The sequence below is a fragment of the Listeria booriae genome, from assembly GCF_000766865.1.
GTDB classification, from domain to species: Bacteria; Bacillota; Bacilli; order Lactobacillales; family Listeriaceae; genus Listeria_A; species Listeria_A booriae.
Window position 1 is genome coordinate 191789 of sequence record NZ_JNFA01000025.1, and the last position, 23991, is coordinate 215779.

The 23991-nt window shown below is 42.3% G+C and carries 21 protein-coding genes, 1 tRNA gene and 1 pseudogene; 4 read left to right on the top strand and 19 right to left on the bottom strand.

What is annotated here, in order from left to right:
• Positions 1 to 201 precede the first annotated feature (201 nt).
• The 9 genes and pseudogenes from arcC to allC form a co-directional block, all read right to left on the bottom strand.
• On the bottom strand, positions 202 to 1161 hold the full coding sequence (gene arcC / locus EP57_RS17210; RefSeq protein WP_036087262.1) for a carbamate kinase: 960 nt from the start codon (positions 1159 to 1161) through the stop codon (positions 202 to 204).
• A 30-nt stretch (positions 1162 to 1191) separates the two neighbouring features.
• Positions 1192 to 1968: pseudogene (locus tag EP57_RS17325) on the bottom strand (oxamate carbamoyltransferase subunit AllH family protein); the annotation flags it as partial.
• 20 nt (positions 1969 to 1988) lie between these two features.
• Positions 1989 to 3257 (bottom strand): YlbE family protein, encoded by a 1269-nt coding sequence (locus EP57_RS12105; RefSeq protein WP_036087085.1) that lies wholly within the window; start codon positions 3255 to 3257, stop codon positions 1989 to 1991.
• A gap of 21 nt (positions 3258 to 3278) precedes the next feature.
• On the bottom strand, positions 3279 to 5051 hold the full coding sequence (gene fdrA / locus EP57_RS12110) for an acyl-CoA synthetase FdrA (protein ID WP_036087086.1): 1773 nt from the start codon (positions 5049 to 5051) through the stop codon (positions 3279 to 3281).
• Positions 5052 to 5068: 17 nt separating this feature from the next.
• The gene (gene allD, locus EP57_RS12115) at positions 5069 to 6118 is read right to left on the bottom strand and encodes an ureidoglycolate dehydrogenase (RefSeq protein ID WP_036087088.1); all 1050 of its coding nucleotides are present in this window, start codon (positions 6116 to 6118) and stop codon (positions 5069 to 5071) included.
• Between the two features lie 27 nt (positions 6119 to 6145).
• Complete coding sequence (allD, locus tag EP57_RS12120; protein WP_036087263.1) at positions 6146 to 7201, bottom strand: ureidoglycolate dehydrogenase; 1056 nt, start codon at positions 7199 to 7201, stop codon at positions 6146 to 6148.
• 35 nt (positions 7202 to 7236) lie between these two features.
• Positions 7237 to 8025 carry a (S)-ureidoglycine aminohydrolase gene (allE, locus tag EP57_RS12125; protein ID WP_036087089.1) on the bottom strand — a complete coding sequence of 263 codons (789 nt, stop codon included), beginning with the start codon at positions 8023 to 8025 and terminating at the stop codon, positions 7237 to 7239.
• Positions 8026 to 8098: 73 nt separating this feature from the next.
• On the bottom strand, positions 8099 to 9337 hold the full coding sequence (locus tag EP57_RS12130; RefSeq protein WP_114982780.1) for an MFS transporter: 1239 nt from the start codon (positions 9335 to 9337) through the stop codon (positions 8099 to 8101).
• Between the two features lie 12 nt (positions 9338 to 9349).
• A complete protein-coding gene (gene allC / locus EP57_RS12135; protein ID WP_036087091.1) occupies positions 9350 to 10579 on the bottom strand; it encodes an allantoate deiminase in 1230 nt (409 codons plus the stop codon).
• A 276-nt stretch (positions 10580 to 10855) separates the two neighbouring features.
• Between allC and EP57_RS12140 the strand changes: the two genes are divergently transcribed.
• On the top strand, positions 10856 to 11707 hold the full coding sequence (locus EP57_RS12140) for an alpha/beta hydrolase (RefSeq protein WP_052167673.1): 852 nt from the start codon (positions 10856 to 10858) through the stop codon (positions 11705 to 11707).
• On the opposite strand, the gene EP57_RS12145 is transcribed toward EP57_RS12140, so the two are convergent.
• The 3 genes from EP57_RS12145 to EP57_RS12155 form a co-directional block, all read right to left on the bottom strand.
• Positions 11694 to 12500 carry a Cof-type HAD-IIB family hydrolase gene (locus EP57_RS12145; RefSeq protein ID WP_036087092.1) on the bottom strand — a complete coding sequence of 269 codons (807 nt, stop codon included), beginning with the start codon at positions 12498 to 12500 and terminating at the stop codon, positions 11694 to 11696. The genes EP57_RS12140 and EP57_RS12145 overlap by 14 nt on opposite strands.
• 99 nt (positions 12501 to 12599) lie before the next feature.
• The gene (locus EP57_RS12150; RefSeq protein ID WP_036087093.1) at positions 12600 to 13019 is read right to left on the bottom strand and encodes a universal stress protein; all 420 of its coding nucleotides are present in this window, start codon (positions 13017 to 13019) and stop codon (positions 12600 to 12602) included.
• Between the two features lie 15 nt (positions 13020 to 13034).
• Positions 13035 to 14234 carry an MFS transporter gene (locus tag EP57_RS12155; protein WP_241480728.1) on the bottom strand — a complete coding sequence of 400 codons (1200 nt, stop codon included), beginning with the start codon at positions 14232 to 14234 and terminating at the stop codon, positions 13035 to 13037.
• A gap of 148 nt (positions 14235 to 14382) precedes the next feature.
• Between EP57_RS12155 and EP57_RS12160 the strand changes: the two genes are divergently transcribed.
• On the top strand, positions 14383 to 14928 hold the full coding sequence (locus tag EP57_RS12160; protein ID WP_036087095.1) for a PadR family transcriptional regulator: 546 nt from the start codon (positions 14383 to 14385) through the stop codon (positions 14926 to 14928).
• 49 nt (positions 14929 to 14977) lie between these two features.
• On the opposite strand, the gene EP57_RS12165 is transcribed toward EP57_RS12160, so the two are convergent.
• Positions 14978 to 15820: a hypothetical protein gene (locus tag EP57_RS12165; RefSeq protein WP_036087096.1), complete on the bottom strand. Its 843-nt coding sequence runs from the start codon at positions 15818 to 15820 to the stop codon at positions 14978 to 14980.
• An 801-nt stretch (positions 15821 to 16621) separates the two neighbouring features.
• Between EP57_RS12165 and EP57_RS12170 the strand changes: the two genes are divergently transcribed.
• Positions 16622 to 17524 carry a beta family protein gene (locus EP57_RS12170; protein WP_159106430.1) on the top strand — a complete coding sequence of 301 codons (903 nt, stop codon included), beginning with the start codon at positions 16622 to 16624 and terminating at the stop codon, positions 17522 to 17524.
• Between the two features lie 22 nt (positions 17525 to 17546).
• Here the strand turns inward: EP57_RS12170 and EP57_RS12175 are convergent, their stop codons facing one another.
• The 3 genes from EP57_RS12175 to EP57_RS12185 form a co-directional block, all read right to left on the bottom strand.
• Entirely contained in the window at positions 17547 to 18125 is a 579-nt protein-coding gene (locus EP57_RS12175; protein ID WP_159106431.1) for a sce7726 family protein, read from the bottom strand.
• A 593-nt stretch (positions 18126 to 18718) separates the two neighbouring features.
• Positions 18719 to 18808 (bottom strand) — tRNA-Ser (locus EP57_RS12180).
• Between the two features lie 96 nt (positions 18809 to 18904).
• Complete coding sequence (locus EP57_RS12185) at positions 18905 to 20074, bottom strand: GNAT family N-acetyltransferase (RefSeq protein WP_036087104.1); 1170 nt, start codon at positions 20072 to 20074, stop codon at positions 18905 to 18907.
• A gap of 178 nt (positions 20075 to 20252) precedes the next feature.
• Between EP57_RS12185 and EP57_RS12190 the strand changes: the two genes are divergently transcribed.
• Positions 20253 to 20879, top strand: coding sequence for an FMN-dependent NADH-azoreductase (locus EP57_RS12190; RefSeq protein WP_036087107.1), 627 nt, complete (start codon positions 20253 to 20255; stop codon positions 20877 to 20879).
• A 205-nt stretch (positions 20880 to 21084) separates the two neighbouring features.
• Here EP57_RS12190 and EP57_RS12195 read toward each other — a convergent pair whose 3' ends face one another.
• The 3 genes from EP57_RS12195 to EP57_RS12205 all read right to left on the bottom strand — a co-directional run bounded on the left by EP57_RS12195 (position 21085) and on the right by EP57_RS12205 (position 23856).
• Positions 21085 to 22644, bottom strand: a complete 1560-nt coding sequence (locus EP57_RS12195; RefSeq protein WP_036087108.1) for a right-handed parallel beta-helix repeat-containing protein — start codon at positions 22642 to 22644, stop codon at positions 21085 to 21087.
• 167 nt (positions 22645 to 22811) lie between these two features.
• A complete protein-coding gene (locus EP57_RS12200; protein WP_036087109.1) occupies positions 22812 to 23123 on the bottom strand; it encodes a PTS sugar transporter subunit IIB in 312 nt (103 codons plus the stop codon).
• 145 nt (positions 23124 to 23268) lie between these two features.
• Positions 23269 to 23856 carry a peptidylprolyl isomerase gene (locus tag EP57_RS12205; protein WP_036087111.1) on the bottom strand — a complete coding sequence of 196 codons (588 nt, stop codon included), beginning with the start codon at positions 23854 to 23856 and terminating at the stop codon, positions 23269 to 23271.
• Positions 23857 to 23991: the final 135 nt, after the last annotated feature.

Genomic DNA, 23991 nt, shown 5'->3' on the forward strand with positions numbered 1-23991 from the left:
TCTCCATTAATTAGTTTTCATGCGCCACAACTTTTCTATTGTAGCACGAATTCCTCTGATTGAAAATAACCATTTTGTCGATTTTCTGAAAAATTTCTGAAAAAGCCACTTCGTCTGATTTCGTTATAAATTACAATTCCCAAACTGGTTGCCTGCTAAACATAAAAAGAACCCGATGGAAATCCACCGAGTCAAAATTAGTTATGCGTTTACAGTACTTTTTTCTGGTAAAATTCGTGTTCCTGCGTTGCCTGCTAATGCGTCTACAGCTGCGTCTAAAGAACAAATGATGGCTTCTTTTCCAGACTCAGCAAATGCGATTGCGGCTTCCATTTTTGGTCCCATGCTGCCGTCTGCGAAATGACCTTCTGTCATGTATTGTTTCGCTTCTTTGACCGGAACGCCTTCTAGTTTTTGTTGATTTGGTTCGCCGAAATGTAAATAAACGTTGCTTACGTCGGTTAGGATCATGAAGACGTCTGCTTCGACTTGTTCGGATAAGCGTAATGCGGAGCGGTCTTTGTCGATGACTGCTTCGACGCCTTTTAGATTGCCTGCTTCGTTTTGAACGACTGGGATGCCGCCTCCACCTGTGGAAATAACGACGGTGTCTGTTGCGACTAGTTGTTTGATAGCTTCGACGCCGTGAATTTTCTTAGGTTGTGGGGACGGGACAACGCGACGGTAGCCACGGCCTGCGTCTTCTGCCATTTTCCAGCCTTTTGTTTTTGCTAGTTCTTCGGCTTCTGATTCGGTATAGAATACGCCGATTGGTTTGGTTGGGTCTTGGAACGCCGGATCACTTGCGCTAACTTCTGTTTGTGTTAGCAGCGTGATGACGTTTGTTGCTAGTTTTTTGCGGGCGAATTCGTTTTTTAAGGATTGCTCCATCATGTAGCCGATAAAACCTTGTGATTCTGCGCTACACGCGTCGATTGGAAGTGCTGGGACGAACTCTTTGGCTTCTTCGTTTTGACGCAAAATATTGCCGACTTGTGGGCCGTTGCCGTGTGTGACGATGACTTTATGGCCAGCTTCGGTGATTTCAGCGATTTTAGCACAGCTATCCTCGACATTTTTTAATTGATTTTCAAATGTTGCTTCTTGTTTTGGTTGCAGAATGGCATTTCCGCCAAGCGCGATAACTACTCGTTTTCCCATTAAAAATTCCTCCTTCATTGCGAGTGCGACACCTGCTATCGTGTCTATTCCCGATGTGTGTCCGTTTTGATAAATGCGCTGCGTCAAGGCTTGTGTGTCTTCGCCTGTTTGGAACGCTTTATAAAGTGCTATTAATGTGTCGCTAAATTGGCCTTTTAACGCGTATTTCAGGTAGGTCTGGCTAATGTCTGTGGTGAGTTGTTCGGTTGTGATGAGCCGGTGGAGCGTCTCTGTGAATGTGTCGCTCACCTGGCCCACTAGCAAAATTCCGACAAGCATGTCGTCACCAGAAGGCGTCAAACCACTGCCTCGACCTATGAAATAACGCAAGGTTTGTTCTACAAATGCTTCATCCCGACTTTGTATTGCTTTGGCAAGTTCGCGTGTTTTAGGTTGTGCTAGCAATGCGTTTATGGTGATGCCGAATCCAGTTTGGGTGGTTTCTTGCAAAACTTGGTTTAAAAAGGGCGGATTCGGCATCAACTCTGCATTTTGCCGTGAACTTGTGTATTTTTCAGCTGTGGAAATATTGATTTTAATGGATGATTGGTGGTGAAGTAGCCAGCCGTCATTATACGCAAATTGTTGGTCGGTTTGAATCGTGTGTTGACTCCTAGCAATGTCTATCTCGGAAATTTGGATGGCGAATGGTAGTTTGCCGTTTTTGTCTGTGCCGACGAAGATGAGTTCGCCGTTATTTTCGAGATTGAAGCCATTGTTAAACACGCTGTGGACGCGCCACGTTTTTGCGGTTTCAAGTAATTCGACAACATTTTGAGCTATGTTTTGGGCTTGGATGACTGGCATGATGCTTCACCTCCTTCTTTTTAAACGGTTAAGCCTAGTTTTTCAGCATAGGCTGTGATTGCTTTTTCAAAACATGCTACTGGAGGATTTACTGTTCCAGCACCGATTTGACCGATACCGGCTTTCTTGTGGGCAATTCCGGTGTTGATGACTGGTGTAATGCCAGTTTCTACGACTTTACGAGCGTCGATGCCTAGGCAAATACCTTGGAAATCCCAAGTTGGCACGGTGAAATTCGGATTTTGATCGATGACGATTTCAAGCATTTCGTTACTTGTTTTTAACGCGTCGCCAAAACCGCCTGTTCCAACAAAACGAGTCACGGCTGGAGCTGCGATCATTGCCATACCGCCAACGCCGAATGTTTCTGTAATCGCGCTGTCCCCGATATCTGGGTTCGCGTCTTCGCCTGAATAACCTGTGAAGTAAAGGCCTTGCGGTGTGTTAACGGGTGCTGTGAACCACTCGTCGCCCATACCACTAATGCGAATTCCGAAGTTCTCGCCATTTCGGCACATCGCCGTAACAATCGTTCCTTCTTGAATCATCCGCGCGCCGTCCATCACTGCTTTTGCAGAAGCCATCATGATATTTAAGAAGAACTGATCTGTATCTGCTAAAAATTTAATCACTTCTTGGCGTTGTTTTTCGTCAATATCTAAGCTCACGATAATTGGGCTAATTTCCTTTAAAAATACAAGAGATGCCGCGATATTCCGTTGGTGGAACTCGTCTCCCATCGCGATTGCTTTTGCGACGATAACGTTTAAGTTCATGCCTTCGTCTAGTGTTTGCAATGCTTTTCCTAATACTGGACCAAGGACGTCACGCATCCAGCGCAAGCGATTTACAACGTCTTCTGAATAAGCGCCGAATCTTAGTACTGCGCCGATTCCTTCGTTCATTGTACAGTACGCGCGATTTCCGTCTGTGCGGTTTTCCACGACAACGACTGGCATATTTGCTGATGTGATGCCGCCCATTGGACCAACTGCGTCCACGTGATGGCACGGAATAAAGCGAACTTCGCCGTTTTCTAACATCGCACGAGCTTCGTCCTCGCCTGTTGCCCATTCTTCAAAAAGCGCTGCACCAACACATGATCCTTGCATTGGGCTCGTCATGTTTTCCCATTTAATCGGAGGGCCCGCATGAAGTAATACTTTCCCTTCGTTTAATTCTGCGATAACTGATTTAGCTGGAACGACATCGAGTAAAAATGGCGCAGAGGCAACGATTTTATCAGCTACAGCTCGGTTTGCTTCATCAATAGTTTGATAGTTTGTCATGCTTTCTTCCTCCTCAAAAATCTATTTTACGTCCGCCGTTTCAGCACGGTAACTGTTTAAGAATTGTAAAACTTTTTGTAGTTTCGCGTCGCCACCAGCAACTGGGCGCCAATCGAATTGGACAACTCGTCCGCCAGTTTCTGTGATTGCTTCGGCAAAACTTTTCAGTCCGACATTGATGACGCGTGGTTGTTTTGCGAGTAAATCTAGCATTGCGTCGGATGCGTTTAGCACTGGCGCTGTTGTTTCGCTGTCTACTTTTTGGATAGCTTTGTCGTTGTCTTCTACTTTATGACCGACTAATTCAAGCCCCGTTCTTACTGCTTCGTTGTTGCTATCTTTTACGATAACGCCTGCTGCTTCTAATGTTTGGCGTTGTTCGTTATAATCTTGTGGATCTTGCAATGTACCGCAAACTGTTCCGATAACTGCGATTTCACGTCCAGCTTCTTTCGCTTTTGCGATTACTTCTTTGATTGCCGGCGCCAATTGTCCCGCCATGTCTTCGTGCGAGCCATAACCAAGCACCACGTCTAGCAAAATAACAGCCGTTTCTGGGTCGTTTGCCGCGTCACGAATGAACGCAATTCGTTTTTCAGGGTCAATCATTGGGTGTGGCTTGCCTTGCGTATAAATATCGTCGCCTAAATCAATGACTTCATGACCTTCTGTTTTCAAAATGTAGCCGTCTTGCTTGATAAGTCCTTCTTTTAGAGCAAGGGCATCCGCGATAAGCATTGCTGCCTCTGACGCCAATGTTCCGCCTGAATAGTAGCCTTTTAGGTGTTTTTGTTCTGGCGTGAAGCTGATGTTTGGAACGTCAATTGCTGTTTCCGTTGCTGTTACTTCTTGACCTTTTGCCAGTTGAACCGCAATGCGCGCCGTTTCTTCTAATGTGTAGGCGTGATATAGATTTTCCTCATGGTACGTTGGTTTTTCGCCTAAGAAAATCGTTACGGCTGGCTTGCTGATTGTACGTAATAATGCCAAAACTTTATCGCGAATCGCTTTTGCTGGTGGCTTGGAGATAACGACAATCACGTCTGTATCCGCTTGCTTGTCCAGCGCTGCAATCGCATCTAACATCGTAATTCCGCCGACTGTTTCAGATAAATCGCGTCCACCTGTTCCAATCGCGTTTGTAACACCACCGCCAAGACGATCAATAATCGTTGAAACTTCTTGAATTCCAGTTCCAGACGCGCCAACAATCCCGATGTTTCCTGGTTTCACAACGTTTGTAAATGCCATTGGTACACCGTTCACGATTCCCGTTCCACAGTCAGGTCCCATTACAAGTAGTCCTTTTTCGTGTGCTTTTTGCTTCAAGCGTAGCTCTTCTTCAATCGGCACATTATCGCTGAAAATAAAAGCGTGTAAGCCTTCATCTAGTGCGCGATCTGCTTCTGAGGCCGCGTATGTTCCAGGAATCGAAATAAGCGCCATGTTCGCGTCAGGATCTAATTTCATCGCTTTGTCCCACGTCCGCGCCGTTTCCGTTTCATTGCTGCTTTCCTTCGTCGCTTGGCTTGCTAAGAACGCATCCACTTCTGTCAAAATTTCATCCAAAATCGATGCGTCATCTGTGTCTACCACAATCGCCATATCGTTTGCCGATGCTTTTTCTAATTCTTCCGTACGAAGACCTGAGCTTCCGAAAATATCTTTATTCGCAGGTGTCCCCATCATGATAGAAACTCGATTCACGCCTGCAATCGTTGAAATTTTATTCGTAAGTAACATCAAAACTACCGAGTCTTGATATGCATTTTCTTTAATAATTGTGTGTAACATTGCTTGCTCACCTCTCCTTATTCCGCAAATTTATTTTTACCATCATAATTGTCAAAATGAATCGCATCCGAAATTAAGTATTCGTATATATCATCCACGATTTCAATTCCATTTTCTTCGTAAGCCTTCTCGCGCAAACGTCCACGTTCACCAGGATAATATACACGATCAGAACCTGGCGCTGGTTTCACAGCCGTAACTTCATCTAAAAGCTCCGACATATTCGCCTTGAACGCCTCCATATCCGTAAAGAACGCTGGGTTAATCACGATATGCAGTTGCCCCAAATCGCGTCCCTTCGACAAGTCCGCGTACATCGAGCTTACATGTTTTCCAAATGGCAGTCCTAGCAAAATGCCAGACAAAACGTCCACCATCATCATCAAGCCGTACCCTTTCGGTCCAGCAATCGGCAACAACGCGTTCACCTTCATCGGATCCGTCGTCGCCGCACCGTCCGCATCCACAGCCCACGTCGGCGGAATCGCTTCCCCGCGTGATCTCGCATGCAACACTTTGCCCCATGCTTGCACTGTTGTCGCCATATCAAACGTCAACGTTCTACCGTCTGATGTCGGCGCTGCAAACGCAATCGGGTTCGTCCCAAAATAGTCTTCCGCTCCGCCAAATGGCACGACCATCGGATCAGATTGGCAAACAGAAAGCGCTACAAAATCACAATTCGCTGCCTGTTCCACAAAATAAGCTAGCGCGCCGCTATGCGACATGTTTTTCACGCCGACAACAGCAACACCGTTTTTCCCAGCAATCCGAATCGCTTCTTCCATTGCCCGTTTTGCCGCCACATGCCCAGAACCATTATCCCCATGAAAAATACCGCTCGTTGGTCCTGTCTGCTCAAAGCGAAACTCCGGTCGATTCGTAATTCCGCCTTTTGCAATGCGCTCCGAGTAATATTCCACGCGAACCGCTCCATGTGAGTGAATACCGCGCGCGTCAGCGAATGCCAACACATCTGCGACAATATCCGCATGTTCTTCCGTCAAGCCAGCCCGCTCAATTTTTGTTTGAATCAGTTGATGCAAATCTTCTTTTGAAACTCGCATTCTGTTTGCTCCTTCCCGTTCTTATCTCTACTCTTGTTTTGCGAAAAGTCCGGCGTGGTCGTATTGATTGAAATGGACTGTATCGCTAATCAAGTAGTCATATACATCTTTCACAATCGGTATACCTGCGTCTGCATAGTCTGTTTCGACAAGCTCTGCTAATTCGCCTGGATAAAGCACTTTGTCGAATCCTGGCGCTGGTTTTGTCGCATGCAGTTCGTTCACCATTTGCGCGATATTTTCTTTAAATTCCTTCAAAGACGTGAAGAACGCCGGGTTAATCACGATATGCAATTGGCCCAAGTTACGTCCTGTCGTCAAATCTGTGTACATCGATGACACCCGTTTACCAAATGGAAGCCCTAGCAAAATACCAGATAAAATGTCTACCATCATCATCAAGCCGTACCCTTTTGGTCCAGCAACTGGCAACAACGCATTCACCTGATCAGGGTCCGTCGTCGGTTCCCCGTTCGCGTCCACTGCCCATGTTGGCGGAATTTCCACACCTTTCGAGCGCGCATCTAAAATTTTACCCCACGCTTGAACCGTCGTCGCCATATCAAAAATAACAGGCTCACCGTCCGCACGCGGCGCTGCAAACGCAATTGGGTTCGTTCCAAAATAAGGCTCAGCCCCACCAAACGGCACAACCATCGGATCAGACTGACAAACCGAAATCGCAACCATGTCTTGGTCTGCCGCTTGTTTTACAAAATAAGCTAGCGCCCCGCTATGTCCCATTTCATGCACGCCGACAATCCCGACACCCGTTTCCTGCGCTAACTGAATCGCTTCGTCCATCGCCTTGCGTGCCGCGACATGCCCAACACCGTTATCAGCTTCAAAAACGCCAGAACTTGGTCCCGTCTTATTAAATGCAAACTTCGGATCAAGCGTCGTGCCACCTTTTGCGATACGTTCTGCATAATAATCTACGCGAACCGCTCCATGTGAGTGAATTCCGCGCGCGTCAGCGAACGCTAATGAATCCGCTACGCCATCCGCATGTTCTTCTGAAAGTCCTGCTGCTTCTAGTTTCTTTTGAATTAAATCGTGTAAATCATGTTTTCTTACTCGAATCATTTGTGGCTCTTTCACACCAATTCCCTACTTTCTTATAATTGTGGATCGCGATTACAGTCTTTAGAATACAAGTAACTAAACGCTTCGCCACGTCCGACGGCATACGTTGCTTGTGGCACATACGCACCCATGAATAAATAATCTCCTTTTTTCACTGGCACCCATTCGTTGTCCAGATTGTAGACGCCTTCGCCTGATAACATATACGCACCGTGTTCCTGATAATGCGTTTCAATATAACCGTGACAAGCACCTGGCTCGAAACTTAAAATATGGAAGTTCATATCAAAACCTAAATCTGCTGGCAATAAGTTTTGCAAAATAACGTCTTTCATGCCTTCGTAAGCGATTTTTTCAAGGTTCGCCACGTTATTTACAACGACATGTGTTTCGTAACCTGCCACCGCTTCGTATTTCTTCTTGTAAAGGAATGCTTCGCTGTTTGCACCACCATTACTATTCGCAAATTTCAAAATAACGCCTGCTGGGCAATAAATATAGCCGCCTGCTTCTAGCGTATGTTCTGCGTCGTCCGCCCAAACTGTGATTTTACCTTCTAAGCAATAGAAAAATGTCTCAATGCCTTCGCCGCCAAATCCTGCTTTGTTTTGGCCACCATCAAGCAATGTAATAATATAATCAACGAATGTTGCGCCGAGTTTCGGTGTTGCTAAAATCGATAATTCGCAGTTCTCAAAACCAGGAATCGAATTGTTAACTAAACCGTCTGGCGGGATAATCGCATAATTTGCACGCTTAATCACAGAACGTGATGCCAAAATATCATTCACATAACCCGTATTTTTATTTCTGTAACCCATCTTAAAAACCTCGCTTTTCTCTTAATAAATATAGTCGGAACCAGCGTTATCAGACACTGATTCCGTTATTTTTTTACGCTATTTTTTTGCTTCTAATATTAGCAATTAGGAAAACAACGGCTCCGATGACTAGGATGATTGCTGAAATATAGAAGCCCATTACTTTCGAACCTGTGGAGTCGGAAATAACACCTGTTAGGAATGGTGCGATGACCGATGAACTCATACCGAAGAAGTTAAATACCCCGAAGGAAGTACCGTATCCTTTTTTCGGCGCGCTGTCTGCTACGTAGGAAATCAAGATTGGTTCTACGGCTAATTTACCTAGCAATCCGTAAAGAATCAGGCCGACAAGTAGAATACCTGATGTTGGCGCTAGTACAGTTAGCATCAACATTAACGCTGCGGCAACTGTTAGACCAATGATAAAGCGAACTTTTTTCGTGCGGAATTTATCAGACATCCGGCTGAAGAATAGTGCTCCTGGAATCGCCGAGAAGGCAACTAAGGCAGAAGAAAATCCGATTGCAACGCCTTGGAAACCACGTTCTTGTTGTAGGAAAGATGGCAACCACGTCACCACCATGTAGTAACCGTAACACGTTGCGAAATAAAGAATATACGACGCGATCATGCGACCTGTAAACAAGTTTTTGATTGGTGCTTTTTCTTTTGGTGCGGCTTTTTCTTTAACAACCGCTGTGCGATCTACTTTTGGCGAGCTTTTAATAACACTTGCAAAAACAAAGATCATTACAACGATCAATCCTGCGATAATGAAAAGCATGATTTGCCAGTTCATTCCCACCGATTTCACGAGAAGGCTGGAGGCAATTAACCCAATCCCCATACCAAGCGCGGAACCACTATTGATGATTGCAGTGGAAAGACCACGTTTTTCTGGTGGGATATTTTCAGAGGAAAGAGAGTATGCTGAACCGTAGTAAGAACCACAGCCTAGACCTGCTAGCAAGCTTCCTAAATAAATCATTGGCAAGTTTTGCGCTGTTCCGATAATAATTGCAGCAATCGCGAACAGAGAGAAACCTGGAATTAGTACGACTTTTTTACCGAACTTATCAACTAAAATACCTGCTGGAATCTGCATTCCGGTATAAGCAAAGAAGTAGAAACTGGCGATTAGCCCCATCTCCGCATCTGAATGCTGTCCAATTGTTTGTTGCATTTCTGGGAAAATCGGCGTTAAAACACTACGATAAATCCAGATGACAACCCAACCTAAACATAAAATAATGATGATTTGCTGCCAATACTGGAGCCCCTTTTTCATTGTTGCTGTTTCGTTTTCCATTTTGTCCACTCCCTATTTATACGCTAACTCATATAGCGCTTCAGTTAATGCTTTGACACCTTCTACTAAGTCTTCTGTTTTTGTATCTTCTGCTGGATTGTGGCTAATACCGCCGATACTTGGCACGAAGAACATCGCCGTTGGAACGCGTGGTGCAAAAATTTGTGAATCATGACCTGCGCCACTGTGCATGACGCGGTAGTTCAATCCTTCTTTTTCACAAACGCTTTCCAATACGGAAACAACGTGTGGATCCATCGGAACTGGGTTTTCGTCCATCCATAAATCAATCGAAATATCGATACCCATTTCTGCGCAAATGTCTTTCATGTCTTGTTCCACTTCTTTTGTAAAGCTATGCAAAACTTCTTTGTCAGTGTGGCGGCAGTCCATTGTGAACAATGTTTCGCCTGGTACGACATTGACTGTATTTGGTTTTGGCTCCACTTTTCCGAATGTGAGTACGAGTGGATCGCCTAATTTCTTCGCTTTGTCGATGGATTGCGTCACGATTTTGCTGAATGCGTAAACCGTGTCTTTGCGGTAGCCCATCGGTGTTGTTCCTGCGTGATTGGATTCGCCGTTTAGCACGATTGTGTAGCGACGTTGGCCAGCGATGCTGTTTACAACACCTACTGCTTTGCCTTCGTTTTCCAATACGTTTCCTTGTTCGATATGAATTTCGACAAACGCTTTAATATCATCGCGTAACGGTTTTGTTTCATCGCGGAAATCAAATCCTGCGCCGCGCATAGCATCCGTGAATTTCACACCTTCAAAATCAGCCACATCTGTCATTTCGTCTTTGTTTGCTAGCCCAAAGAAGTTCTTGCTTCCCCAGAAAACATACGGGAAACGGCTACCTTCTTCTTCTGCCATCGAAATAACTTCTAGATTGCGAAGTGGTTGTCCGTGTTTTTCTTTCAAATATTTAATCGCCAAGTATGCTGCTAAAACCCCGAATTGACCGTCTAATTTTCCGCCGTTGACAACAGTATCAATGTGCGAACCAGACATAATTGTTTCGTCTTTATATGTAGAGCCTTCTACACGCCCAAACAAGTTGCCGATGTCGTCGAAATACGTTGTAAAGCCAGCCTCGTCCATTTTTTGCTTCACGCCGTTTTGCGCTTCTACCCACGAATCCGAGTAAAGCAAACGCGTTGTTCCCCCAGTTGGATCAGCGCCGATACTAGAAAGCCATGTTACGTTTTCTGCTACATCTTGATATATTTTGTCCATTGTTAAAAGTCCACCCTTCCTTGCGATTTTATTTCATTTTTATCTACTACCAAAGTGTAAGCGTTTTACGTTTTGATTGCATCGTTTAAAAGCGATAAAAGACCAACAGGTGATTTGTTCATTATGACCAATCGGACCCTTAAAATTGTTAACAATGATTATACAGCTTGTATTTAGTATAGCATTGCGGCTTTGTTTTGTTCGTAATCGCCAACCAGTTGAGATTTCAGCAAACCTATGTTACGCTTTTCCCATCTGAAAAAGGAGTGGATTCCATTGCAAACAGTCATTTTTGCGAAAAAAAATAACGTCGAACTAAAAGGCGATTTCTACAAAAGCCCGCGTTCTGACGCAACAAAAACAATTATTTATTTTCATGGTGGTGGTCTGATTTGGGGACTGCGAAATGATTTACCGGAAGCGTATCGAAATCTGTTTTTAGAGGCGGGTTATCACTTTTTTGCGGTCGATTATCGGTTGGCGCCGGAAACGAAATTGCCGGGTATTTATGAAGATGCGCAAGATGCGATTCTATGGTTTGAAGCGAATGCACGCGCGGAGTTTGGGGTTTCGAATGCCTTTGTGCTTTTTGGACGTTCTGCTGGTGCTTATTTGGCGCTTCAACTGGCGGCTGATGCGACGTTACCAAATGCGGACGCAGTGTTATCGTTCTACGGCTATCCGTCGATTCGCGCGGACTGGTACCAAACACCGAGCGCCCATTATGCAAAACTACCAACGATTCCCGCTGATTTGAAGGATGCGCTGGTAGGTCAGGAAGAATTGACAGAAGGCTTCATTGAAAAACGGTATGCCCTCTACATTTATTGTCGCCAAACTGGGAAATGGCTGGATGAAGTATTTGGTTCTGCCGATGCGGCTGATTTAGATGCGTTTTGCCTGGAAGAAATGCGTGATTTCAGCTTTTTGCCGCCCGTGTTTATAGCGCATAGCACGACCGATCAAGACGTGCCATACAGCGAAGCCGAGAAACTCGCAAAAACAACATTTGAAAACGAACTTTACACCGTGCGCGATTTAGAACACGATTTTGATAAAAATACAGATGCTGGTTTGCCCGCCTACAAACAAGCTTTGGCATTTTTAGATCAGTTTAATCAAGAATAAAAGATTCGATTGTATCTAAAACGGCTTCTGAATCATTTGAGCCAATGATAGTGTTCGCGGCATTTTTCACGTTTTCTTGTGCATTTTGCATAGCGTAACTGTGCGTCGTATGTTGCAGCATTTCCAAATCGTTGCCACTATCGCCAAAAGTCGCTATTTCGTCGTCTTTAATTCCCCATTTTTCGCCTAGAAGTACGAGGCCATTGTATTTATGAACACCAGGAATGATTAAATCAATATCTTCATGACCGCTAGAAACAGGCACGAGGATGTTGCCTAAAGAACGTTGCAAACTAGCCAATTTCTCTGCCGCGTTGTCCATCGTGTAAGAAAGCGCAAATTTGAAAATCGCATCATTTTCTTTTGTAATATCGTGTAAATTGCTGACTTTCTTCAATCGATGGTAGTAAAATTTAGCGTTTTTATACGCCTTATCAGAAATTTGCTCGGAAATATAGGCACTATTTTTCCCGCAAACAATCAAGTTAGTCGGCTCTAATTCCTCAACGATTGTTAGCGTTTGCTGTATCGTGTCGTCATCCAATTCCGCATTGTAAAACGGCGTGTCCCCCATCACAATGTTCGCGCCGTTCTCAGCCACAAACGTGATGTCCTGGTACGTATCCGGGAAAAAAGACCGCAGCTGAAAATATTGATTTCCACTTGCCACTACAAATTTGATATCCTTATCTTTTAGTCGTGAAAAAAGCGTATTAAATCGAGCCACATTATACTTCTTCTCGCTGTTTAAAAACGTTCCATCCATGTCCACCGCAATCATCTTAATCGTCATCTTGTTTACCACCCTTTCTACCCAGAATTGTAGCAGATGAAATGCATTTCATGTCAATAAAAAAAGCGTCACGTGAACAGTTCGCGCGACGCTTTTCATTTATTTAATAAGCAATACTGGGCATTCCGCTTGTTGTACTACTTTGTTAGCAACACTGCCAATCGTGACTTTCTGGACGAGCGAAAGATCGTGATGACCCATAATTATCATGTCCAGCGCCTTTTCTTTTGCGTATCGATTTACTTCTTTTGCTGGAAAGCCGTTTAAGATGGCCGTTTTATAAGAGATCCCCGCTTTTTCGAGTACGGCTCCTTTTTCAGCAATTAGTTTTTCAGCATCAAACGCCAGATTGCCCTCAACATCCGCGCCAACTTCGACATCTTCCGCGATGGCTCTAGCATTGATGACGTGAATTAGCGTGATTTCTGGAGCTTCTGCGAACGCTTGGCATAGCCCGATTGTTTTTTCTAAGATTTTTGTCGATAGTTGATCGTCTGCGAGTAATACTGCGAGTTTCATTTCTATCCCCTCCAATTAATCAAGTGCTACCAAGGCTTTGCGGCCGATGAATAACACTAAAATGCCGATAATAACAGCGAGTCCTGCGACATAAAACGTCACGTGCGGATTAAACCAAACAGCTAAACTTCCGGCAAGCCACGGCGCAATCGCACCACCTGTGAACCGAATAAAACTGTACGCCGAAGATGCTGTCGAGCGCTCCACTGGCGAAACAACCATGACCGCCGACGTAATCAACGTATTATTAATCCCTTGGAAAAACCCTGCAATCACAATACAAACCGAAATCACCATACTATGATTCGCGCCAACACCCATAACGATCAAAACAATCGCAAAAAAGGCAAGCGCACCAATCATAACAGCCTTCGTTCCCCATATTTCTTCCAATCGCGGCGCCACGAAAACAGACGAAATCGCGAGCAACACACCCCAACCAAAAAATACTAATCCAACTTGAATCGCGCTATATCCTTCCATCAAAAATGGCGAATAAGCGAGTAATGTAAAGAATCCAAAATTATAAAATAATGCCGTCAAACCTGTGACCAACAAGCCTTTGTGTCGCAATGCCATCAAAGAACCCCAGAATTTTGATTTCACTTTTGGCTTTGGAATTGGTTCAAGTAACATAATAATCGCTACGAATCCAATCGCCATCAGCGTCGCCACCCCGAAAAACGGTGCTCGCCATGTAATACTACCGAGCGCGCCGCCAAGCAACGGTCCAACAGACATGCCGAGTCCCATCGCCGCTTCATACATAATAATCGCTTTTTCCGTTGCGCCCGAACTAACCGCGATAATTGTCGCTAGTGCTGTCGAAATAAAGAGCGCATTTCCGAGTCCCCAGCCAGCCCGCAATCCTACGAGTTGCCCTACAGACTGTGAAAGCCCGCCAAGCGTTGCGAAAATAATAATGACAACGAGTCCAATGAGCAATGTTAATTTTGCTCCGATTCGGCTTGAAATATAGCCTGTAAATAGCATGACAATGCCCGTCACCAACATATAGCTCGTAAATAATAACGATGTTTGTGCAGGCGTTGCATGCAATTGCTCTGAAATTGATTTTAAAATCGGATCGACTAATCCAATCCCCATAAAGGCTACAACACATGAAAAAGCCACTGCCCATACTGGTTTTGGTTGGTGTAGCAAACTTTTCAAAATGCCATCCTTTTCTTTTAGTTCTATTTTTCCTTCTACCACGTTTACCACTCCTGTTTTTAAATTGCCTCGTTAAAAGTATACGCCTAAACTTACCGTTATGTCAATATTGACATATATATTTTAACATGTATTTTAGAAAAGAATATGTTATACTAAACGAATAAATGATGTGTTGGAGGGATTTAGATTGAATACGCTAAGTTATGTCCTACTTTGCATGTTAGCGCGGAAACCTTGCACGGGCTATGAATTAAAACAGTATATGGAGCTTTTCTGGCAAGCGCACCACAGTCAGATTTACACCGTCCTTGGCAAGCTTGAAACCCAGAACTACGTGGAATTCGAAGCAGACACAGAAACAACGAAAAAAACCTACTCGCTCACTCAAAAAGGCATCGAAGCCGTCAGCGAATGGGTATTAGAAGACACCCCAGAACCAATCAACCGCGATGAATTCCTAGCCAAAATCTACGTCATCGCACTGATGGACAAAAGCACCGTCATCCAATTATTCAACGACCGCCGCAGACACTACAAAAAAAGAGCCTCGATTAACAAACCGAAACTCGAAGAACTAGAAGCATTGCAAAATGACCCCACCCGCAAAGAAGAATGGCGCAATTCATTTGGGCGTTACCTGATTGTGAAGCGTCGTGATGATATTTGTAGGGAAGAACTCGCCTGGTGTGATTGGGCGGAGGATTTGTATCATAGTGCTTTTGATAAGATATAGTGAATTAGACACATTGTAGACGAATGGTTTATAGTGTGTTTTTTGTTTGCTAGAAATTCTCAACTTGCATGTACTCTGTGGCAATGACCTCATCGTAATCCGCACCAAGTACAGGTTCAACCAACTGGCCTTTATCGTTAATTTTAAAATAACCCACACTATCGCCAGCATCTTCCGAATTGGCAACATTTATCTGTGCTTTAACATGCCTATTTTCGTCTAGTGAAATACTGATTGTGTATGGGAACTCTTTCAAAACATGGTTTTCAAACCGATTTTGCATAATGGCATTGACCCACTTCTTTACTTGTTCTTCTGATAATTTGGTGGTGTCTATTGTATTATCGCTATAAGTAGAGGCATATTTTTCATTGAAATCGGCTAGTGTTAAGTCTAGATTCTGTTCTGTTTTTTCTAATGCAGTATCGTATAAGTATTTATCTGCAATGTATTGTGCGTAAAGCTCATTTTTAGAGATTGGATTGGTTTTGATCTCTGCTTTTTCGTAACCGTCTACACCCTGATAGACAACGGATTTTATCGGAGTAATCACATTCTCTTTCTTCGTCAAAAGATAAATTGGATGCCCGACACCAGCTCCCGAATGGACATTTATAAGCGTATAGTCGCTGTCTTCATTGTAATACACGGTGACGCCATTAATTGGAGGTATGCTTCTTTCGTCAATCGCAGTTGCTATTAATAAAGCCTGTAGTTTATCTGGTAATTGATTAAATTTATTTTCGGCTTGTTGAGGATTTTTTTGTTCGTTTTTACTGATCTGGGTTTGATTTTCCTCAGTATTATCCAGCATTCCTACGAAGAATAGAATTGCGATTGTCGCTGTTACTGACAACAACACGCATAATAAAACCGTCATTACTTTTTTCATGTATAGTCCTCCATTATGTATAAAATTTATGGTAAAATATCGCTTTAATATCTTTTTAACTAGTACGTACTAATTCTTTAGAGCGTAATTTTTTTGTGATAATATGAACATAATTGTTTGTAATTTTCACTTGAATCGTGGAATACATTCTAAAAATCCTGTGAACCTATATTTTTAATTAATACAATCAGCTTTAGCATTTAGTGAAAACATCCCAATAATTGTTATAATAATATTCACTCCCGATTTAAACTAGCTATCATTTTCCCATATATATCATATCATAAAAGTGCACCGGAATTAATTTTGATAAAATTACAGAAGCATAATAATTTGGATTAGCAGATAAAATCTATCTTAAAAAGCCTCTATGAAGAACATGGTTGGTTCCATTAGCGTTAACAGACCGCATAGCCTCCTAATAAAGAATACCCAAACATTCGAGATTAGATTAAGTCAATGGTAATGCGATTATAGCATTTATGTATTAGAAATGATAAGCCAAATCGACTTTTCGTAAAATCTGCGCTTTCTTCATTGCTACATTCGTTATTATTTCCTTTGAACACAATCTATTGTAATATTTTCTTTTTCTGTCTATAAAATAATTAGGTTGTTTCCAATTCCAAGTTGCCTTATAGCATTCGTCAGCTCTCCACTATTATTATTTTTATAGGAATATATATTCATCCAGACTATTTTATAGTATACTAGTATTTGGAAGGAGATGATTCCCTTGAATGTTATCTAATCAAATTAACTATATTAAAAAAATAAAATTTATGAGGTGAGAGAATGTACATGTCAATATTGAAAAACAAACAAGGCGAAAGAAAAGCTGTAAGCATGCTAGATCAAAATATTGTAGACAACTTCCTACCAACTTTTATTGTAGATGATTATGACGATGATGTTCTAAAAAAGCTTGCATCCATTTATTCAGAGAAAACTTTAATTGATGTGAGAAACCTAGGCGTTGATGAGATTTTAGAACTTAAAAATATTATCTCATCCTTGCCAGAATTATCACACTTTAATATTCTGTATCCTATCGATGTTATTTTAAGTGCACCTGAAATAGAGGATATTAATTTTGCTAGAATTGACAAGACAAAGTTAAATGCATTTTTTATACAGTGGGCTAAAGCAAACATAAGCTCGCTCCCCTTAAATCTTGTTTTTGATTTTGAATATATTGAGTCCGAAGATCAAGGGGATTCTGCAACTCATCTACTTGAACTATTAAATGAACTTAGCTCCGACTATCACGCATTCATTGTAAGCGGTGCCATAAAGAAAACGATACCTGTGAAAGTAACAGAAAATTATCGCCTTGAGCGTATAGAAAAGAAGCTACTTCAAACCTTATCTTCGAAAGTAGAATCTGATGTCCACTTACATTATGGGGACTATACTGTCGTTCACCCCATACCATCTGATCCGGCACCTATAACGCCTGTTGTACAAATAAAATATACAACAGATGATAATATTGATTTCTTTAGGAATGGACAGCGACGCGGTAATTACGAGTTTTTCAAAGTCTGTTCTGATATCGTTAATTCAAACCCAGATTTTGATCCATTATACTGTTGGGCCGATACTCAGATACAAGAGGTACATGACGCACAACAAAATAGAGGCAATGCGGCTACTTGGGCAGCTTACGGTATTAACAGGCACATTTCAGTGAACCTCAAATAAGAGAAACAATAAAAGGAAGAACCTAGGTTCTTCCTTTTATTGTTTCTCTTACAATTCGTTTTACAATTTGTTTTTCCTTTTTAGATATCTTTGATTCAATTTTCACGATTAAATCTTGTTTAAAGAGACGGTTTATATCTTTCTTTTCCAGTTCTATCCGTGCAAAAAGAAAATCATTTTGCACTACTACGCTACGCAACTCCTTGGCTGATAAGTGGTCTAAGAAAGCAAAAAAACTTATATTTGGATTTAGCTTTGCTTGTCGTTTATATGAGAGTCTTACTTTCCCATTATAATTACTAGCAACTATTATTCCCCAGTAATCAGGAACCTTACTATCAATAGATTTTTCATATTTTTCTCCTACAACAATAATATTTCGCTCAAAATTTTCATCATACTGCTTAACTTGACCAGACAATCTAGTTAAAGAATCCTTGTCGCTCTTTATCTCGTAAGCGTTGATATGTCCATTTACAGCAACCACGTCAGCTATTGCATGGCCAGAAGAAGTCTTCACTTCCTCTAAAATTGCACAATCCTTATAACCATTTAGTCTTTTCTTCACTTCATTTCTAATATCAATATCATACAATTTCATAATAACCATCCTCAAATTTATAATCCCTCATTAAAAATTTGGGCCTCTTTTTCCCTAAGTAACAATCATTTTTTCGTTTCCTAAAGTCAACTATATCAAAAAAAATTTAAATTCTCAAATGCTTGATATATATGGAAAAACCACTATATCAAAATCTATAAATGCAACACTCATCATTAGCAGACTTTTATTAAGAAATATACCTCATAAGTTAGTTACTAGTCCTTTTGCCACGATGTTTCATTTTACAAATTTCTTTATGAGTATAATTAACAAGTCATATCTCATAAGCTCTTACAAATAAATTCTTATTCAATTATCCATATCGATAAATAGAAATTTCAATATTATTCCCCTCTATGCAATCCTAAAATTGCCCTGATGTATTTGGATTCAATTTTCTTAATTTAAATGGCTACATCTTAGTTAATATCATTAAAAGTGTTGAAATAACACTATAGCAAATACTTTTAGAAATCTTAATAATATCTTTCTACTATTAATTTTTTTATCAAACAATATTCAACAAAATTAAAAAACACCATAAACCGCATCTTACACAGCGATCTACAGTGTTTTCCGTTCTTTCTAAGCGGAGAAACGGGGATTCGAACCCCGGCGCGGCCGGAACCGCCTAACAGATTTCGAGTCTGTCCCCTTCAGCCGGACTTGGGTATTTCCCCAAAATGCAATGTTGTTGTGGCAGGCCTAAACGGCTTGGCTTGAATAATTACAAGTTCCATTCTAATGCATTTTTTTCGAAAAATCCAGTTTTTTATTTAATACGCGTCATAAAAATCGCTGCGCATGTGGGGGATTACTTTTTCCCAGGCTTCGATGGTTATTTCACTGGCTTGGGCTTTTTCGTAGTAAACGAGGTCTCGTGGTCGCACAAAGCCCATCATCATTTGTCCTAAGCCTTGAATCGTAATTGATAGCACGCCTGCACCTTCTGGCTTTTCGACGCGGCGCACCATGCTTCCTCGTATTTCAAAAAGTCCTTCATTCCAAGGCGCAGTCTCGTCTTCTACTTCCACATAAAGCACGGTTTCTGAGCGATTGACAAAGCGGTACTTCTCTAAAAAGGCTTGAACGTCCACGATTCGCATCATGAAATCCAATATTTCTTGTTTTTGGAAGTCTGGGGATGGGAAAGCAAGGGCGATGTCACGCAAGGAACCAACATTTTTCGCGACAACGCGGTCTACCATCATGTTGTGTGAACTTACAAAACGCCAAAGTCCTTTCTCTGCCTCGTAATTTAGTGCTACTAGCTCGTGAATTTTAAATACTTCATGGTCTAGTGTGAACAACATATAACCCATCGTCGTGCCGTTCATATCGCAATACACAGCGATTTCTTTCGTATATTTCCGGCGTGCCATTCGCAACCACCAAGCGTCGTCGCGCATCATCATGCCACTTTTTTTCGTTAAGGCGAATCGGTTGTAGAGTTCCCGAACGACAGAAATCCCCGTGCCGTCATCGCTCGTCATTCGCATTACTCGACCCGGCACTGTCCCCATGTCTGGCAACGCGTGTGCTGGGATTTCAAGCTCCACTTTTTCTGTGAATACTTCGTAGCCGAACTTGCGGTAGAACGGAATCGAGAACGGGCTTAAGTAAGACACGATTTGCCCGTTGTCCCGCATTTGCTCAAGCGACGCCTCCATCAACTGGCGAATCAACCCAGCGTTGCGATATTCTGGAAAGCTCGCCACATAAGCCACGCCTCCCATTGAAAAACGCTCCCCTAAAATCGATACTGCTAACGGATATGTCAAAACTTGCGCTAACAAATGTTCTCCGTAAAAAAGTCCTAATCGTCTTGCATTTTCTGCCCAATATTGAAAGTCTGCCTCGCCTCCGGATGCTGGAAAGCGAAACGCATAATCGCGTAGTTCTTTAATTTTCCCAATTTCGGAATCCTTTATTTCTCGTAATTCCATGACAACACCCCATTTCTCCTTTATTTTAGCATAATTTTATAAGTTTTGTTTACGAAAACGCTTTCACTTATTTTTAATAACAAACTAATTTTTTGTAAGCATATTACTTGAAGTGTAAAATAATATGCGCTAAACTAAAAAAGTATTAAAACACATATTAATTGGAGGAATTTATAAAATGGCAAATGTATTATTTATTAAAGCAAATGGTTTACCAGCGGAGCGTTCCGTGAGTGTGAAATTATATGAGGAATTTTTGAAAAACTATAAAGCAAGCAACGCAGCAGACACAATTACAGAATTGGACTTGTTCCAAGCAGATCTACCTTACTATGATGCAACAATGATGAGCGGACTTTTCAAAGAATCAACAGGCGATACATTAACAGACGAAGAACAACGCTTAGCTGACATTGCGAATGGCTATTTAGAGCAATTCCTAGCAGCAGACAAAGTAGTTATGGCGTTCCCACTTTGGAACTTCAGCATCCCAGCACAATTCTTAACATACCTATTCTACTTAAACCAAGCAGGCAAAACATTCAAATACACAGCTGAAGGCCCAGTAGGTCTTGTAACAGGCAAAGAAGTTGTCCTACTAAACGCACGTGGCGGCGTATACTCAGACGGCCCAATGGCAAGCTGGGAAATGTCCCTTAACTACGTAAAAAACATACTAGCACATTTCGGCATCACAAACCCACAATCAATCATCGTAGAAGGCCACAACGCAACCCCAGACCAAGCCCAAGACCTAATCGCAGCCGGTGTAGAGAAGGCAGCAGAACTAGCAGCTAAATTTTAATTAAAGTGCCGAACGCGCCCGTTTAACTCTGACAGAAACTGGAGCATCCGCAATAAAAACCCTCTTTTGGTTTTTGTGGAGGATGTGAAAGCTCCGAAGGGTTGGCGCGTGAGGCCGGATTTCGAAGACGCCATACCAAGACGCCAAACCCAATAAGGACAGTAATATCTGCACGCAGATATTACTACTGTCCTTATTTTTTATATCAAGCCCTAACCGTGCCCTCATACCCCGCCGAAATCAAGTTTTTAATCTGCGTCACTTGTTGTTTAGTCGTCACTACATTATTCCGAATATAAATATCTTTCCCAGGGCTCGGTGTCAGACGAATTGCATAACTTGCCTTTTCCACATCAAATTTATCATTCATCAAGTTCCCTTGAATGCTAGCCCCCAATATATTGCCACGCAAATCAATAAAACTCGTCGTACTTGGCGGCTGTTTCAAATAAGCACAATTAGTCAAAATATTATCGTTAATCTTAATCCCCTGCACATTGCTTACCTTTGAAGTCCCGCCATTGCTCAACCTTCCTAAATAAATCCCGCTAAGTGGTGTGTTAGAAATCAAGTTGTTATGAATCGAAATATTACCTAAATGAATCGGCAACAAAAAGGCAATACCATAACTGCTCTTAAAATCCGCAGGCACGATGCCTTCTTCCACATCAACGGTTGTCCCGCTTTTTCCTGTAAAAATGATGTTATTGGTACCAATCGAAATGTTATGCAGCCAGCGATTCCCTTGATAATCTCCCGCCAAAGAAATTCCATAATAATTCGCCGGGCTCGTCGTGTAATCTGATACATCGACGGTAATCGTATTGTCACTAATCACAACGTTATCTAATGAGATTTCTTCTGTGTGCGCTTCCCATTCTGCCTCTGTCAACGCTGGAACTGTATTATCTTCTGGATGATTGACCCAGAGTTGAATTCCTTTTTTGACTTTTGTGAAAGTATTTCCTGTAATCGTGATATTTGACGGTGTCAGGCTGACTGGCTCTCCGTTCGCCGAATCTCTTCCCCATTCGCGACTCGCCGCGTTTACGCCTGTCGCATAACCCTCGGAATAATTTCCCGAGACAACACTTTTCCCACCATGCGTCTCAATACAACCGCGCGCCTTAATGGTTTCATTGCCCTCTGCAAAAAATTTATTGTTGCTCACGATACTTCCAGGGCAATTGAGGTAAACCGCGGAGTTATCCACATAAACACCGTTTGGACTTTTACGGTAAAAACGGCATTGTTCCACTGTCACATCATGGCAAGTTGTATCCACATAGCTCCCTCTCGAAGCATTGCAACAAATCGCATTCGCCCCCGTTGTCGGATTAAACTCCATCTTACGAAAATGAACCTTGCTGAAATTCTTTAATGAAAAGGCAAATTGTGATACTCCATTAGATGAGGGTACTGGGTTCCCAGTCGGGTTTTGATCAATCGTAAAACGTTCAAAATAAACGCTTTCCACACGAGCTTCTGTCGATGATTCCTGACCAAAAATAACTTTATATGCTCCCGTTCCGTCTGCGATTTTGACGATAGATTGTGCGCCATCACCGATAATTGTTAAGTTGCTGCACAGTGGTAGTGCAGGATTCGGCCGTACTTCATAGGTGCCGCTCGGAATGTACAACACGCCCCCTTGTCTAGCTTCTATCGCCGCTACTGCTCGTCTAAATGCTTGCGTGTAATCCACATCTTCGTCTTCTTTAAAATCTAAAATGTTCAACCAATCCAAAACTAAGCCAATTGTCATCTCATTCTCTCCTCTTTTTTTATTGCTACTTACAAGAACGAGTATAACCGATATTTCATGTCCAAACCTGTCTCAAATCGCCCATCTTTATTTTCTTTTCAAAGCACAAAAAAACAAGAGTCACAAATGGCGGATGCCACTCATAACTCCTGCTTCATTTATTTGATTTACTCTTCGCCCATTAATTTCAAAGCGTGAGCTAATACTTTTTCACCATTCATTGTACCGTAAGCTGTCATGTCGATAACATCCACTGGAACGCCTTTTGGCTCAGCTAATTTATCAACTGTTGACTTTTGGTAACGAACTTGTGGTCCAAGCAATACTACGTCTGCTGTGTCAATTAGTCCGTTAATTTCGGAAATGGAATACGCGTCAATGTTTGCTTCCATTCCTTTTGCTTCTGCTGCTTGACGCATTTTTGTTACTAATAAACTTGTGGACATTCCTGCCGCACATACTAATACGATATTTTTCATCAAAAATCTTTCCTTTCGATTTTAGGGTGGCTTGCTTTTGCTCATAATTGTATTATACTCCATAATGTAGCGTTTACACAAGCCTGAGTCACGGGTGATTTGAGGGCTCATTTTTGTTTTTATTTAAGACATTATGGAGACTTGATTATAAGATTGTGATTTTGTCGATAGTAATGTCGTGAACTGGCTTATCTTGAGGGCCTACGCTTACGTTAGCGATTTCGTCTACTACGTCCATACCGTCAATGACTTGGCCAAATACTGTGTGGCGACCGTCTAGATGCGGTGTTCCACCAGCTTTGTAGGCTTCGATTACTTCGGCTGGGAATCCGGCTGATTCCATTTGGCCTGCCATTTGTGGATGCAGGTTCTTGTTTTGAACGATGAAGAATTGGCTGCCGTTTGTTCCTGGGCCTGCGTTAGCCATTGATAGAGCGCCGCGGATGTTGAATGCGTTTGGTGAGAATTCGTCTTCGAATGGTTCGCCCCAGATGCTTTCGCCGCCGAATCCTGCGCCTTGTGGGTCGCCGCCTTGGATCATGAAATCAGGAATGACACGGTGGAAAATGATGCCGTCATAATAGCCATTTTCTGCGTGTGTTAGGAAGTTTTCTACGGCTTTTGGTGCGATTTCTGGGAATAGTTTAATCTTGATTGTGCCGCGGTTTGTTTCCATTTCGATTAGTTTTTCGTTTTCTGCAACTTCTGTTGATAATTGTGGATAGTAGGTCATATTTTTGAATCTCCTTTTTTGGTTGGGATTGACTGCTTTTATTTGAACCAGATTATGAGTAAGTTCACAAATACAGCGAGTACATATATACATAATAAACTAGCTGCACCCCAAATAACAATTTTTTTGACCATG